Raw genomic sequence first — 15,554 nt, forward strand, 5'->3', positions numbered from 1 at the left:
CAAATTACTCTTTGATGGTGACGACGATGCCGGCACCGACGGTGCGGCCGCCTTCACGGATGGCGAAGCGCAGCTTCTCTTCCATGGCGATCGGCACGATCAGCTCGACATCGACCGTGATGTTGTCGCCGGGCATAACCATTTCCGTGCCTTCCGGCAGCGACACGATGCCGGTCACGTCGGTCGTGCGGAAGTAGAACTGCGGACGGTAGTTGGTGAAGAACGGCGTGTGACGGCCACCTTCGTCCTTGGTCAGGATGTAGGCTTCGGCCACGAACTTCTTGTGCGGCTTCACCGTACCGGGCTTGGCCAGAACCTGGCCGCGCTCGACGCCTTCACGATCAACGCCGCGCAGCAGCGCGCCGATGTTGTCGCCGGCCTGGCCCTGATCGAGCAGCTTGCGGAACATCTCGACGCCCGTGCAGGTCGTCTTGGTCGTCGGACGGATGCCGATGATTTCCAGTTCCTCGCCGACCTTGACGATGCCGCGCTCGACGCGGCCGGTGACGACCGTGCCACGGCCCGAGATCGAGAACACGTCTTCAATCGGCATCAGGAACGGCTTGTCCAGCGGACGAACCGGCGTAGGGATGTAAGCATCGACCGCAGCCATCAGCTCGCGGATCGCATCTTCGCCGATGGTCTTGTTGGAATCTTCGAGTGCTGCCAGCGCCGAACCCTTGACGATCGGAATGTCGTCGCCGGGGAACTCGTTCTTCGACAGAAGCTCGCGAACCTCGAGCTCGACCAGTTCGAGCAGCTCGGCATCGTCGACCTGGTCGACCTTGTTCAGGAACACCACGATCGACGGCACGCCGACCTGACGGGCAAGCAGGATGTGCTCGCGGGTCTGCGGCATCGGGCCGTCGGCGGCCGACACAACCAGGATCGCGCCGTCCATCTGCGCAGCGCCGGTGATCATGTTCTTCACATAGTCGGCGTGGCCGGGGCAGTCGACATGGGCGTAGTGGCGCGCTGCCGTCTCGTATTCGACGTGCGCCGTCGAAATGGTGATGCCGCGGGCCTTCTCTTCGGGCGCCGCATCGATCTGGTCGTAGCGCTTGTATTCGCCAAAATACTTCGTGATCGCCGCCGTCAGCGACGTCTTGCCATGATCGACGTGGCCAATCGTGCCAATGTTCACATGAGGCTTGTTACGCTCGAATTTACCTTTTGCCATGTGATGTCTCCAATCTGCTCGCCCGTACGGGCCTTGAATTAAGTTACCGATGCAACCCGCTGGGGTTACGCGTATTTCTTCTGGACTTCCTGGGCGACCGCGGTCGGCACAGGCTCATAGTGATCGAACTGCATCGTGTAGGCCGCGCGGCCCTGGCTCATCGAGCGCAGGTTGTCGACGTACTTGAACATGTTGGCCAGCGGCACCATCGCGTTGATGACGACAGCCACGCCACGCGCTTCCTGGCCCTGGATCTGGCCGCGACGGCCGTTCAGGTCGCCGATGACGCTGCCGACATAGTCTTCCGGCGTCACGACTTCGACCTTCATGATCGGCTCGAGCAGCTGCACGCCAAGCTTGGGTGCGGCTTCACGGAAGCAGGCGCGGCCGGCGATTTCGAAGGCCAGAACGCTGGAGTCCACATCGTGGTAAGCGCCGTCGATAAGCGTCGCCTTGACGCCGATCATCGGGAAGCCCGCGAACGGACCCGACGACATGACGCTGTTGATGCCCTTTTCGACACCCGGGATGTATTCCTTGGGAACCGCACCGCCGACAATCTTGGTCTCGAACTCGAACTCCGAGCTTTCCGGGTTCGGTTCGAACACGATCTTGACGCGAGCGAACTGACCGGTACCGCCGGTCTGCTTCTTGTGGGTGTAGTCCTGCTCGTGCCTGCGGGTGATGGTCTCGCGGTAAGCCACCTGCGGCGCGCCGACATTGGCCTCGACCTTGAACTCGCGGCGCATGCGGTCGACGATGATGTCGAGGTGAAGTTCGCCCATGCCCGAAATGATGGTCTGGCCGCTTTCCTCGTCGGTCTTGACGCGGAATGACGGATCCTCGGCGGCCAGGCGGTGAAGGGCGAGGCCCATCTTTTCCTGGTCGTTCTTGGTCTTCGGCTCGATGGCGATCTGGATGACCGGATCGGGGAATTCCATGCGCTCGAGGATGACCGGGTGCAGCGGATCGCTGAGCGTGTCGCCGGTGGTCGTGTCCTTGAGGCCAGCCAGAGCGACGATGTCGCCGGCAAAGGCTTCTTCGACGTCGGCGCGCGAATTCGCATGCATCTGCAGCATGCGGCCGATGCGCTCTTTCTTGCCCTTGACGGTGTTATCGACCGAGATGCCCTTGGTCAGCTTGCCCGAATAGATGCGGGCAAAGGTCAGCGAACCGACGAACGGGTCGTTCATGATCTTGAAGGCCAGCATCGACAGCGGCTCGTTGTCGTCGGCATGACGCTCGATCTCGGCGTCGGTCTTGGCGTCGACGCCCTTGATGGCGGGAACATCGGCCGGCGACGGCAGATATTCGACGACGGCGTCGAGCAGCGGCTGCACGCCCTTGTTCTTGAAGGCCGAGCCACAGAACATCGGGTAGAACTTGACCGCGATGGTGCCCTTGCGGATCAGGGCGCGGATCTCGTCATTCGACGGCATCTTGCCTTCGAGGTAATTCTCGAGGGCCGTCTCGTCCATTTCGACGGCGGCTTCGATCATCTTCTCGCGGTATTCTTCGGCCCGGGCCTGAAGGTCGGCCGGGATCTCGACGACGTCCCAGGCAGCGCCCAGCGTCTCGTCGCGCCAGACCAGCGCGTTCATCTCGACGAGATCGACGACACCCTTGAACTCGGTCTCAGCGCCGATCGGCAGTTGCATGACGACGGCATGCGCACCAAGACGCGAGCCGATCATCTCGACCGAGCGGTAGAAGTCGGCGCCGATCTTGTCCATCTTGTTGCAGAAGATCATCCGCGGAACTTTATACTTGTCGGCCTGGCGCCAGACGGTTTCCGTCTGCGGCTCGACACCGGCATTGGCATCGAGCAGCGCAATGGCGCCGTCGAGCACGCGCAGCGAACGCTCGACCTCGATGGTGAAGTCGACGTGCCCGGGAGTGTCGATGATGTTGAAGCGGTACATCTTGCCGCTGCGACCCTTCCAGAAGGTCGTGGTGGCGGCGGACGTGATGGTGATGCCGCGCTCCTGCTCCTGCTCCATCCAATCCATGGTGGCAGCGCCGTCGTGGACTTCGCCGATCTTGTGCGACTTGCCCGTGTAATAGAGGACGCGCTCGGTGGTCGTCGTCTTGCCGGCGTCAATATGCGCCATGATACCGAAATTGCGGTAGTCTTCGATTTTGTATTCGCGGGCCATCGTGGATGCCTTCTCAGTCTCGTTCGCGCTTTACCAGCGGTAGTGCGCGAAAGCGCGGTTGGCTTCTGCCATCTTGTGGGTGTCTTCACGCTTCTTCACGGCGGTGCCGCGGTTATTGGCCGCGTCCATCAACTCGCCGGAGAGGCGGTCGACCATGGTGGTCTCGTTGCGGTTGCGCGCAGCTGCAATCAGCCAGCGGATCGCCAGGGCCTGGCGGCGCTCGGGGCGCACATCGACCGGAACCTGGTAGGTAGCGCCGCCGACGCGGCGCGACCGGACTTCCACATGCGGCGCGACATTGTCGAGCGCCTGATGGAAGACGGTGACCGGCTCCTGCTTGGTCTTCGACTGAACCTGGTCGAGCGCACCGTAGACGATGGTCTCGGCAACCGACTTCTTGCCGTCATACATGACGGCGTTCATGAACTTGGTGACGATCAGATCGCCGAACTTCGGGTCCGGATTGATCTCACGCTTTTCTGCACTGTGACGACGCGACATGGCTTTTGTCTCTCAATCTCGTAGCCCGACGCATTCAAGCAGCGCCAGGGCCGGAAAATCTTACTTCGGACGCCCCTTACTTCGGACGCTTGGCGCCGTACTTCGAACGGCGCTGCTTGCGGTTCTTCACGCCCTGCGTGTCGAGCACGCCGCGGATGATGTGGTAGCGCACGCCCGGAAGATCCTTGACGCGGCCGCCGCGGATCATGACCACGGAGTGTTCCTGAAGGTTGTGGCCTTCGCCGGGGATGTAGCCGATCACTTCAAAGCCGTTGGTCAGGCGGATCTTGGCCACCTTGCGCAGTGCCGAGTTCGGCTTCTTCGGCGTCGTTGTATAGACGCGCGTGCAGACGCCCCGCTTCTGCGGGTTCTGCTGCATGGCCGGGACCTTGTTGCGCTTCACCGGCGCAATGCGCGGCTTGCGGATCAGCTGGTTGACGGTAGGCATTAAACCCTCTTGTCTCTCAATTCCGTGTCTCGCCCGGTCAGGGCCGCTCAAAGCGCCAATTCCATACGCAAATTCGGGCCATAAACCGCGCCTCGCGGTCCTGCCCGAACAAAATGCAGAGGAAGCGGGAACCGCTTCATGCGCGCCGGAAATGTCTTTTCGCTCGTAAAACGAACCCTGTTTGAGGCAAACTCCAAAGCGTGTCGCTTCGGAAGGGAGAGCCTCACATCGGTTCTGACTGGGCGGCTTCTACTCGCAAGACCGTGAACCGTCAACCCCGGCACGCCAAATATTGCGCGCTGACGACGGCTTGGCAGCCATGTGAAAGACGCATGTAATTTTCTTTCTTCATTTTGCAAGGCAGAGGAAGAAAGTGACCCGCGCTGACCGGCTTTTGGCTGTCATGCGCGGGTTCTTCATGGCAAAAGGCGCCATGGACAGCGCAAATCCCCTCGCCCGCACCCGTCTCAAAAGGAATCAGCCCGTGAACGACAATGAGGAGCGCCCGGTCACCATCATCACCGGCCGCGTCTGGAAAAAGAAGGGCGGCAAGCCGGAAGGCGTGCATGTGATGCTGGTCGCGCCCGACGACGATTCGGCCGTGCGCCGGGCGCTCGAATCGCTCGCCGCCGAAGGCTATGCCGAAGCTGAGCTCGACCAGATCGGCGATATGGAGGGCGTACCCGACGAGGAGCCGCATCTGTCGGCCTTCCAGGGCGCGCTCGAAGGCGAAGTGTCGATCGTTACGTTCGAGGTTCCGCTCTGAGCGTCGCCGGCTGCTTGCGCCTGTCACCGCGCCGGCTTGCCCGGCACCGGTTCTCTGCTAAGAACCGGGCGACTTAACCAGCCAAATTCGTATCCGCGGAGTTCCCATGCCCTCGAACAATGGTCCCATCAAGCTCGGCATCGTCGGCGTCGGCAAGATCGTGCGCGACCAGCATCTGCCGGCAGTGGCGAAGGATGCGGACTACCGCCTCATCGCCGCCGCCAGCCGGCACGGCAAGGTGGACGGCATCCCGAATTTTCCGACCATTGAGGCGATGCTCGACGCGGTGCCGGAACTCGAGGCCGTGTCGCTGTGCATGCCGCCGCAGTTCCGCTACGACGCGGCACGCACGGCGCTGATTGCGAAGAAGCATGTTTTCCTGGAGAAGCCGCCGGGCGCCACTGTCAGTGAGGTCGAGGACCTGAAGCGGCTGGCGGCAGCCAATGGCGTTTCACTGTTCGCCAGCTGGCATTCGCGCTACGCGCCGGCAGTGGAGGCCGCGCGCGCCTTCCTGGCGTCCGCCAAGGTCAACTCGGCCGCCATCGTCTGGAAGGAAGATGTCCGCCGCTGGCACCCGAACCAGGATTGGATCTGGGCGCCGGGAGGTTTCGGCGTCTTCGATCCCGGCATCAACGCACTGTCGATCGCAACCCACATCCTGCCGGCGATGTTCATCACCTCGGCCGTCCTCGACTTTCCGGAAAACCGCGCCTCGCCTGTGGCGGCCCACGTGACCTTCCGCACCTCGGATGGGTTGCCGGTGACCATGGAGCTCGACTGGCTGCAGACGGGACCACAGAGCTGGGACATCCGGGCGGACACCGACAAGGGCAAGATGGTGCTGTCCGGCGGCGGCACCAAGCTCGCCATCGACGGCAAGTTGGTTCACGACGAGCCGGAGGCCGAATATCCCCAGCTTTACCGGCGCTTCGCCGAAGTCGTACGCGACGGCGTCTCCGATGTCGATTTGGCACCCCTGCAGCACGTGGCCGACGCCTTCATGCTCGGCAAGCGCAATGTGGTGGAAGCGTTCTTCGATTGAGCGATGAGTTCTGCCGGACCGCAGTCCGGACACTCACCATGCAGCCTTACTCGACGATCGCAATCGCAAAGCCGTCATAGCCTTTGGCGCCGACGGTCTGGATGGCGGTGCCGTCCAGGCGCTTGTCGCCGCCGATGAAGGAAAACGCACCGCGTGCGCCTTCGACATAGGCGTCACGGCCATCGTCGTTGAGCACGGTGCCGTCGCGGATGACGTTATCGCAGATGATGACCGTCCCCGGCCGCGACAGGCGCATGGCCCATGACAGATAATTCGGGTTGTTCGGCTTGTCGGCGTCGATGAAGATCAGATCGAACGGACCGGCATTTTCGGCAGCCAGCGTCTCAAGCGACTGAAGCGCGGGGCCGATCCTGAGCTCGACCTTGTCCGACACCCCTGCCCGCTCGAGATTCGAGTGCGCGACTTTTGCATGATGCGGCTCGAGTTCGAGCGTCACGATCTTGCCGCCGACGGGCAATCCCCTTGCCATCCAGATGGTCGAGTAGCCGCCGAGCGTGCCGATCTCCAGCACCTTCCTGGCGCCGCTGATGCGGACCAGCAGCGACAGCAGCTTGCCCTGCGCCGGCGATACGTCGATGGCCGGCAGGCCCTCGTCGCGGTTGGCCGCAAGCACCGCTTCGAGGATGGGATCCGCCTCGAAGAGAGAGGAAACGATGTAGTCGTCGACGTCAGTCCATACCTTCTTGCTCATGTTTTCCTCGATCCGATTAGGGTCAAAACGCGGAAAGGGGCCACTTGGGCCCCTTTCCTTCTTCTCGTCCTGCCGCGCTTACTGCGCGGCGTTGACCATGTCGGTCAGCATCGGCTCGGCGACCTCGACACCGGAGGCCTTGCGGCGCTCGTCGATGATCAGTTCGTCGCGCGAGGTGGCGATGCGCCGGATCTGGCTCATCGTGCCGCCGGTACCGGCCGGGATCAGCCGGCCGACGATGACGTTTTCCTTCAGGCCCTGCAGCATGTCGGTCTTGCCGGCAACCGCAGCTTCGGTCAGCACCCTGGTCGTCTCCTGGAAGGAGGCGGCCGAGATGAAGGACGGCGTCTGCAGCGAGGCCTTGGTTATGCCCAGCAGCACCGGCTGGCCTTCGGCCGGCTTCTTGCCGTCCTCGACCAGGCGCTCGTTGACCTCTTCCAGTTCGATCACGTCGACGTGGTCGCCCGGAATGTAGGTCGAGTCGCCCTGCACCGTGATCTCGACCTTCTGCAGCATCTGGCGAACGATCACCTCGATGTGCTTGTCGTTGATCGACACGCCCTGCAGACGGTAGACTTCCTGGATTTCGTTCACGAGGTAGGAAGCAAGTGCTTCCACGCCCTTGATCGCCAGGATGTCGTGTGGCGCCGGATTGCCGTCGAGGATGTAGTCGCCCTTCTCGATGACGTCGCCGTCCTGGAGATGGAACGGCTTGCCCTTCGGGATCAGGTATTCGACCGGCTCAAGCGTCGAGTCATGCGGCTCGATGATGATGCGGCGCTTGTTCTTGTAGTCGCGGCCGAAGCGGATCGTGCCATCGATCTCGGCGATGATGGCGTGATCCTTCGGACGACGTGCCTCGAACAGTTCGGCAACACGCGGCAGACCGCCGGTGATGTCCTTGGTCTTGGCGCTTTCCATTGGGATACGCGCCAAAACGTCGCCGGGACGAACCTGCGAACCCGGCTCGACCGAAAGAATGGCCTCTACCGAGAGCAGGAAGCGGGCGTCGCCGCCCTTCGACAGCTTGCCGACCTTGCCCTTGGGGTCAAGGATGGCGATCGCCGGCTTGAGGTCGTTGCCGCGTGGCGTCGAGCGCCAGTCGATGACCTCGCGCTTGGTGATGCCGGTCGATTCGTCGGCCGTTTCCTGAACGGAAATGCCGTCGACCAGATCCTCGTACGACACCTTGCCCTCGATTTCGGTGAGGACGGGGCGGGTATAGGGATCCCATTCGGCGATACGCTGGCCGCGCTTCACCTTGTCGCCATCGTCCACGAAGATGCGCGAACCATAGGTAAGGCGATGCGAGGCACGCTCCTTGCCGGCTTCGTCGAGGATCAGCACCGCCATGTTGCGGCCCATGACCATCTGCTGGCCGTCCGAGTTGCGCACCACGTTGCGGTTGCGGATCTCGACCTTGCCCTCATACGAGGCTTCAAGGAACGAGCTGTCCACCACCTGCGCCGTACCGCCCATGTGGAAGGTACGCATGGTGAGCTGGGTGCCCGGCTCGCCGATCGACTGCGCCGCGATGACGCCGACGGCTTCGCCCTGGTTGACCGGAGTGCCGCGGGCAAGATCGCGTCCGTAGCAGACCGCGCACACGCCGATCCTGACCTCGCAGGTCAGTGCCGAGCGAATGCGGACCGACTGCACGCCGGCCTTTTCGATCTTTTCCACGTCACGCTCGTCCATCAGCGTTCCGGCCTTGACCAGAACCTCGCCCGAAACCGGGTGCGTGATGTCGTCGAGCGAGGTGCGGCCCAGCACGCGCTGACCGACCGAAGCGACGACCTGACCGGCATCGACGATCGGCTGCATGGTGAGGCCCTTGTCGGTGCCGCAATCCACGGAGTTGACGATGCAGTCCTGCGCCACGTCGACCAGACGACGGGTGAGGTAACCCGAGTTCGCCGTCTTCAAGGCGGTGTCGGCCAGACCCTTGCGGGCGCCGTGGGTCGAGTTGAAGTACTCGAGCACGGTCAGGCCTTCCTTGAAGTTCGAGATGATCGGCGTCTCGATGATTTCACCCGAGGGCTTTGCCATCAGGCCGCGCATGCCGGCGAGCTGACGCATCTGGGTGGGCGAACCACGCGCACCCGAATGCGACATCATGTAGATCGAGTTCATCGGCTTTTGACGGCCACTGTCCTCGAACTCGACGGCCTTGATGCGGGCCATCATCTCGTCGGCGACCTTTTCCGAGCACTTGGCCCAGGCGTCGACGACCTTGTTGTACTTCTCGCCCTGAGTGATCAGGCCGTCATTGTACTGCTGCTCGTATTCCTTGGCCAAAGCTTCGGTGTCGGAAACCAGCTTGATCTTGGCGTCCGGGATCAGCATGTCGTCCTTGCCGAACGAAATGCCGGCGCGGCAGGCGTGGCTGAAGCCGAGGGCCATGATGCGGTCGCAGAAAATGACCGTCTCCTTCTGACCGCAGTGGCGGTAGACGGTGTCGATCATCTTGGAGATGTTCTTTTTGGTCATCTCCTGGTTGGCCGTCTCGTAAGGCACATTGACGTTCTTCGGCAGCAGCTCGCCGATGATCATGCGGCCAGGCGTGGTGTCGTAGATTTTCGACACGACCTTGCCTTCGGCGTCGACCGTGCGGAAACGACCCTTGATCTTGGAGTGCAGCGTCACCGCCTTGGTCTCGAGCGCGTGCTGGAGTTCGCCCATGTCGGCAAACACCATGCCTTCGCCCGGCTCGTTCTGATTGACGATCGAGAGATAGTAGAGACCCAGGACCATGTCCTGCGAAGGCACGATGATCGGCGCGCCGGAAGCCGGGTGCAGGATGTTGTTGGTCGACATCATCAGCACGCGGGCTTCAAGCTGCGCTTCCAACGAGAGCGGCACGTGAACGGCCATCTGGTCGCCGTCGAAGTCGGCGTTGAAGGCCGTGCAGACCAGCGGATGCAGCTGGATCGCCTTGCCTTCGATCAGGATCGGCTCGAACGCCTGGATGCCGAGGCGGTGCAGCGTCGGCGCACGGTTCAAGAGCACCGGATGCTCGCGGATGACCTCGTCGAGGATATCCCAGACTTCCGGACGCTCCTTCTCGACCAGCTTCTTGGCCTGCTTGACGGTCGAGGAGAACCCCTTGGCGTCGAGGCGGGCGTAGATGAACGGCTTGAACAGTTCGAGCGCCATCTTCTTCGGCAGGCCGCACTGGTGCAGCTTGAGCTCCGGACCGGTGACGATGACCGAACGGCCCGAATAGTCGACGCGCTTGCCGAGCAGGTTCTGGCGGAACCGGCCCTGCTTGCCCTTCAACATGTCCGACAGCGACTTCAGCGGACGCTTGTTGGCGCCGGTGATGACGCGGCCGCGACGGCCGTTGTCGAACAGCGCATCGACGGCTTCCTGCAGCATGCGCTTTTCATTGCGCACGATGATGCCGGGGGCGCGCAGCTCGATCAGCCGCTTCAGACGGTTGTTGCGGTTGATGACGCGGCGATAGAGATCGTTCAGGTCGGACGTCGCGAAACGTCCACCATCCAGAGGAACCAGCGGGCGCAGGTCCGGCGGGATCACCGGAACCACCTTCATGATCATCCATTCCGGACGGTTGCCGGACTCCATGAAGTTCTCGACGACCTTGAGCCGCTTCAGATACTTCTTCTGCTTCAGCTCGGACGTGGTCGAAGCCAGTTCCGAACGCAGGTCGCCGGCGATCTTCTCCAGGTCCATGCCGGCCAGAAGGTCATGAATGGCCTCGGCGCCGATCATGGCGGTGAACGAATCCTCGCCATACTCGTCGACGGCGATCATGTACTCTTCCTCGCTGAGCAGCTGGTGCTCCTTCAGCGCGGTGAGGCCAGGCTCGGTGACGATGTAGTTCTCGAAGTAGAGGACGCGCTCGATGTCCTTCAGGGTCATGTCGAGCAGCGTGCCGATGCGCGACGGCAGCGACTTCAGGAACCAGATGTGAGCGACAGGTGCCGCCAGCTCGATGTGGCCCATGCGCTCGCGGCGAACGCGCGACAGCGTGACTTCGACGCCGCACTTTTCGCAGATGACGCCCTTGTACTTCATGCGCTTGTACTTGCCGCATAGGCATTCATAGTCCTTGATCGGGCCAAAAATGCGCGCGCAGAACAGACCGTCACGCTCCGGCTTGAAGGTGCGGTAGTTGATGGTCTCCGGCTTCTTGATCTCGCCGAACGACCAGGACAGAATCTTCTCAGGGCTGGCGAGCGATATCCGGATGGAATCGAACACCTGCGCCGGCGCCTGCGGATTGAAGAGATTCATGACCTCTTGGTTCATGCCGTTCTCCTTTTCGGGGTCCTCGAAAACCCCTTGCATCTAACGCGGGCCAAATGCCCGCTGAGTGGTCGGCCCACTGGCCGTAGAATTTGTCGCATCCGGTCGCGGCGTTCCGCGACCGGATGTCTTGCTTACTCGGCCGCGCCCCTATTCGGCAGCATCTGGCAGCCGGACAGGGTTGTCGTCGAGCTTGGTGTTCTCCAGCTCGACATTGAGGCCGAGAGACCGCATTTCCTTGACGAGCACGTTGAAGCTCTCGGGAATGCCGGCCTCGAACGTGTCGTCGCCGCGCACGATCGCCTCGTAGACCTTGGTGCGGCCGGCGACATCGTCCGACTTCACCGTCAGCATTTCCTGCAGCGTGTAGGCGGCGCCATAGGCTTCCAGCGCCCAGACCTCCATTTCGCCGAAGCGCTGGCCACCGAACTGCGCCTTGCCGCCCAGCGGCTGCTGGGTAACGAGCGAGTACGGACCGATCGAACGCGCGTGGATCTTGTCGTCCACCAGGTGGTGAAGCTTGAGCATATAGATATAGCCCATCGTCACCTTGCGATCGAACGGCTCGCCGGTGCGTCCGTCATAGAGCTGCGACTGACCGCTGGTGTGCAGGCCCGCCTGCTCCAGCATGATGTTGATGTCGACTTCATGCGCGCCGTCGAACACCGGTGTCGCGATAGAGACGCCGCGGCGCATCTGCTCGCTGAGGCGAACGATGCTCTCGTCGTCATATTCGCGGACCGGCTCGTTGCGGTCGTTGGCTGGGATGAAGCTCTCGAGCGTCTTGCGCAACGGCTTGATGTCTCCAGCCGTCTTGTACGCGTCGATCAGCTCGCCGATCTTCTTGCCCATGCCCGCGCATGCCCAGCCCAGATGCGTTTCCAGGATCTGGCCGACATTCATGCGGCTCGGCACACCCAGCGGGTTGAGCACGATATCGGCATGCGTGCCGTCCTCGAGGAAAGGCATGTCCTCGACCGGAACGATCCGCGACACGACACCCTTGTTGCCGTGACGTCCCGCCATCTTGTCGCCCGGCTGCATCTTGCGCTTCACGGCCACGAAGACCTTGACCATCTTCATGACGCCCGGAGGCATTTCGTCGCCGCGCTGGACCTTCTCGACCTTGTCCATGAAGCGCTGCTCGAGCGCCTTCTTGGAATCGTCGTACTGGCCACGCAGGGCTTCCAGTTCGCTCTGGAGCTTTTCGTTCTCCACCGCAAACTGCCACCACTGCGAACGCGGATACTCGTCCAGCGTGTCCTTCGACAGCTTCGAGCCCTTCTTGAAGCCCTTCGGCCCGGCAATGGCTTCCTTGCCGACGAGAACGTCGGAAAGGCGCGAATAGACGTTGCGGTCGAGGATCGCCTGCTCGTCGTCGCGGTCCTTGGCGAGGCGTTCGATCTCCTCGCGTTCGATCGCCATGGCGCGCTCGTCCTTCTCGACGCCGTGGCGGTTGAAGACGCGCACTTCGACGACTGTGCCGAAGGTGCCCGGAGGCATGCGCATCGAGGTGTCGCGAACGTCGGACGCCTTTTCACCGAAGATGGCGCGCAGGAGCTTTTCTTCCGGCGTCATCGGGCTTTCGCCCTTCGGCGTGATCTTGCCGACCAGGATGTCGCCCGGCTGCACTTCCGCGCCGATATAGACGATGCCGGCTTCGTCGAGGTTCTTCAGCGCTTCTTCCGAAACGTTCGGAATGTCGCGCGTGATTTCCTCCGGTCCAAGCTTGGTGTCGCGGGCCATGACCTCGAATTCCTCGATGTGGATCGAGGTGAAGACGTCGTCGGCCACGATGCGCTCGGAGAGCAGGATCGAGTCCTCGTAGTTGTAGCCGTTCCACGGCATGAACGCGACCAGCACGTTGCGGCCGAGCGCCAGATCGCCGAGCTCGGTCGACGGACCGTCGGCGATGATGTCGCCCTTGTTGACGCGGTCGCCCATGCGCACCAGCGGACGCTGGTTGATGCAGGTGTTCTGGTTCGAACGCTGGAACTTCATCAGCCGGTAGATGTCGACGCCCGACTTGCCGGGATCGAGATCTTCCGTGGCGCGGATGACGATACGCGTCGCGTCCACCTGGTCGACGATGCCGCCGCGGCGGGCGCCGATGGCGGCACCCGAGTCACGGGCAACGATCGGCTCCATGCCGGTGCCTACGAACGGCGCTTCGGCGCGCACCAGCGGCACGGCCTGACGCTGCATGTTGGAGCCCATTAGCGCGCGGTTGGCGTCGTCGTTCTCGAGGAACGGGATCAGCGCCGCGGCCACGGACACCATCTGCTTGGGCGACACGTCCATGAGATCGACGTTTTCGCGCGGCGCCATCATCACTTCGCCGGCGCTGCGGCAAATGACGAATTCGTCGACGAAACCACCATTCTTGTCGAGCTCGGCATTGGCCTGCGCAACGTGGTGCTTGGACTCTTCCATAGCGGAGAGATAGACGACCTCATTGGTCAGCTTGCCGTTGACGATCTTGCGGTACGGGCTTTCGATGAAGCCGTACTTGTTGACGCGCGCGAAGGTCGCCAGCGAGTTGATCAGACCGATGTTCGGGCCTTCCGGCGTCTCGATCGGGCAGATGCGGCCGTAATGCGTCGGGTGCACGTCGCGCACTTCGAAGCCGGCGCGCTCGCGGGTCAGACCGCCCGGGCCAAGTGCCGACAGGCGGCGCTTGTGGGTGATCTCCGACAGCGGGTTGGTCTGATCCATGAACTGCGACAGCTGCGAGGAACCGAAGAACTCGCGCACGGCGGCAGCCGCCGGCTTGGCGTTGATCAGGTCCTGCGGCATCACCGTATCGATCTCGATCGAGGACATACGTTCCTTGATCGCGCGCTCCATGCGCAGCAGGCCGACGCGGTATTGGTTCTCCATCAGCTCGCCGACAGAACGCACGCGGCGGTTGCCGAGATTGTCGATGTCGTCGATCTCGCCCTTGCCGTCGCGCAGTTCGACCAGCGTCTTGACCACGGCCAGGATGTCATCCTTGCGCAGCACGCGCACGGTATCCTCAGCCTTGAGCTCGAGGCGCATGTTCATCTTGACGCGGCCGACGGCCGACAGGTCGTAGCGCTCCGAGTCGAAGAACAGCGAGTTGAACATGGCTTCGGCGGTTTCAAGCGTCGGCGGCTCGCCCGGGCGCATGACACGGTAGATGTCGAACAGTGCGTCCTGGCGGCTCTCGTTCTTGTCGACGTTGAGCGTATTGCGGATGTAGGCGCCGACATTGACGTGGTCGATGTCGAGAACCTTGATCTCGCTTTCGCCCGTGCCGAGCAGCACCTTCAGCGTCTTTTCATCGATCTCGTCGCCGGCTTCGAGGAAAATCTCGCCGGTGCCGTAGTTGACGATGTCCTCGGCCAGGTAATTGCCGAGCAGATCCTCGTCGGTCGCCTTGATCGCCTTCAGACCCTTTTCGCCAAGCGCCCTTGCCTGGCGGGCGGTGATCTTCTTGCCGGCCTCGACGACAACTTCGCCGGTGTCGGCATCGACGAGGTCGCCAACGGCCTTCAAGCCGCGGAAACGCTCGACGTTGAACGGGATGCGCCAGTGGTCGCCGGCGCGCTTGTAGGTGATCTTGTTGTAGAAGGTCGACAGGATTTCTTCGCCGTCCATGCCGAGCGCCATCAAGAGCGACGTCACCGGAATCTTGCGGCGGCGGTCGATGCGGGCGTGCACGACGTCCTTGGAATCGAACTCGATGTCGAGCCACGAACCGCGATAGGGAATGACGCGCGCCGCAAACAAAAGCTTGCCCGAGGAGTGCGACTTGCCCTTGTCATGGTCGAAGAAGACGCCCGGCGAACGGTGCATCTGCGAGACGATGACGCGCTCCGTGCCATTGACGATGAAGGTGCCGTTGAGCGTCATGAGCGGCATGTCGCCCATATAGACGTCCTGCTCCTTGATGTCCTTGATCGACTTTGCGCCGGTATCCTCGTCGATATCGAACACGATGAGGCGCAGCGTCACCTTGAGTGGCGCGGCATAGGTCAGGTCGCGCTGACGGCATTCGTCAACGTCGAATTTCGGTCCTTCGAACTCGTACTTCACGAACTCCAGCATCGAGGAGCCGGAGAAATCGGAGATCGGGAAAACTGACTTGAAAACGGCCTGCAGTCCCTCGTCCGGACGCCCACCCTTGGGCTCCGCCACCATCAGGAACTGGTCATAGGATGCTTTTTGAACCTCGATAAGGTTCGGCATCTCCGCAACTTCCGGAATCTTTCCGAAGAACTTGCGTACGCGTCTGCGGCCATTGAAAGTCTGGGTCTGGGCCATCGTCGCTCCTTAGCTATAAACTCGGGGCGAGCCTCGCCGCGGCTCACCTTGCATGCGCGGCCACCTCGGCGGCGGCCCCTGATCTGTTTCCCGCCGCCTGGCGGCGACGGCTAAAACGGGAGAAAACCCGTTTCCTGAAGGCCGGTTTCGGCCCTCAGGAAAGAGGTTCTCGTACATCTCGCGCTACGCA

General features: G+C 62.3%; 9 protein-coding genes. 2 read left to right on the top strand and 7 right to left on the bottom strand.

The features are described from left to right. Positions 1–4: 4 nt before the first annotated feature. The 4 genes from tuf to rpsL form a co-directional block, all read right to left on the bottom strand. Positions 5–1,180, bottom strand: coding sequence for an elongation factor Tu (gene tuf / locus NLY37_RS09600; RefSeq protein ID WP_023723394.1), 1,176 nt, complete (start codon positions 1,178–1,180; stop codon positions 5–7). Positions 1,181–1,245: 65 nt separating this feature from the next. Continuing rightward, the gene (gene fusA / locus NLY37_RS09605; protein ID WP_023667430.1) at positions 1,246–3,336 is read right to left on the bottom strand and encodes an elongation factor G; all 2,091 of its coding nucleotides are present in this window, start codon (positions 3,334–3,336) and stop codon (positions 1,246–1,248) included. Positions 3,337–3,366: 30 nt separating this feature from the next. Continuing rightward, positions 3,367–3,837 (bottom strand): 30S ribosomal protein S7, encoded by a 471-nt coding sequence (gene rpsG / locus NLY37_RS09610; protein WP_008875664.1) that lies wholly within the window; start codon positions 3,835–3,837, stop codon positions 3,367–3,369. 76 nt (positions 3,838–3,913) lie between these two features. After that, positions 3,914–4,285 (bottom strand): 30S ribosomal protein S12, encoded by a 372-nt coding sequence (gene rpsL, locus NLY37_RS09615; RefSeq protein ID WP_006333356.1) that lies wholly within the window; start codon positions 4,283–4,285, stop codon positions 3,914–3,916. Positions 4,286–4,769: 484 nt separating this feature from the next. On the opposite strand from rpsL, the gene NLY37_RS09620 reads away from it, so the two are divergent. Next, positions 4,770–5,051 carry a transcriptional regulator gene (locus NLY37_RS09620; protein ID WP_023713029.1) on the top strand — a complete coding sequence of 94 codons (282 nt, stop codon included), beginning with the start codon at positions 4,770–4,772 and terminating at the stop codon, positions 5,049–5,051. Positions 5,052–5,157: 106 nt separating this feature from the next. Then, complete coding sequence (locus NLY37_RS09625; RefSeq protein WP_023713030.1) at positions 5,158–6,093, top strand: Gfo/Idh/MocA family protein; 936 nt, start codon at positions 5,158–5,160, stop codon at positions 6,091–6,093. A 46-nt stretch (positions 6,094–6,139) separates the two neighbouring features. Here the strand turns inward: NLY37_RS09625 and NLY37_RS09630 are convergent, their stop codons facing one another. From NLY37_RS09630 to rpoB, 3 genes are all read right to left on the bottom strand, one after another. Further along, positions 6,140–6,805, bottom strand: a complete 666-nt coding sequence (locus NLY37_RS09630; protein WP_023743050.1) for an O-methyltransferase — start codon at positions 6,803–6,805, stop codon at positions 6,140–6,142. A gap of 78 nt (positions 6,806–6,883) precedes the next feature. Next, a complete protein-coding gene (gene rpoC, locus NLY37_RS09635) occupies positions 6,884–11,080 on the bottom strand; it encodes a DNA-directed RNA polymerase subunit beta' (RefSeq protein WP_023667434.1) in 4,197 nt (1,398 codons plus the stop codon). Between the two features lie 147 nt (positions 11,081–11,227). Beyond that, positions 11,228–15,364: a DNA-directed RNA polymerase subunit beta gene (rpoB, locus tag NLY37_RS09640; protein ID WP_023686024.1), complete on the bottom strand. Its 4,137-nt coding sequence runs from the start codon at positions 15,362–15,364 to the stop codon at positions 11,228–11,230. Positions 15,365–15,554 lie beyond the last annotated feature (190 nt).

It is taken from the genome of Mesorhizobium sp. C395A, from assembly GCF_030323205.1.
In the GTDB taxonomy this organism is placed as follows: Bacteria; Pseudomonadota; Alphaproteobacteria; order Rhizobiales; family Rhizobiaceae; genus Mesorhizobium.

Excerpts from the sequence above, each read along its gene's own strand:
- rpsG (WP_008875664.1), bottom strand. The coding sequence starts at position 3,837 with ATGTCGCGTCGTCACAGTGCAGAAAAGCGTGAGATCAATCCGGACCCG.
- tuf (WP_023723394.1), bottom strand. The coding sequence starts at position 1,180 with ATGGCAAAAGGTAAATTCGAGCGTAACAAGCCTCATGTGAACATTGGC.
- NLY37_RS09625 (WP_023713030.1), top strand. The coding sequence starts at position 5,158 with ATGCCCTCGAACAATGGTCCCATCAAGCTCGGCATCGTCGGCGTCGGC.
- fusA (WP_023667430.1), bottom strand. The coding sequence starts at position 3,336 with ATGGCCCGCGAATACAAAATCGAAGACTACCGCAATTTCGGTATCATG.
- NLY37_RS09630 (WP_023743050.1), bottom strand. The coding sequence starts at position 6,805 with ATGAGCAAGAAGGTATGGACTGACGTCGACGACTACATCGTTTCCTCT.
- rpoC (WP_023667434.1), bottom strand. The coding sequence starts at position 11,080 with ATGAACCAAGAGGTCATGAATCTCTTCAATCCGCAGGCGCCGGCGCAG.
- rpoB (WP_023686024.1), bottom strand. The coding sequence starts at position 15,364 with ATGGCCCAGACCCAGACTTTCAATGGCCGCAGACGCGTACGCAAGTTC.
- rpsL (WP_006333356.1), bottom strand. The coding sequence starts at position 4,285 with ATGCCTACCGTCAACCAGCTGATCCGCAAGCCGCGCATTGCGCCGGTG.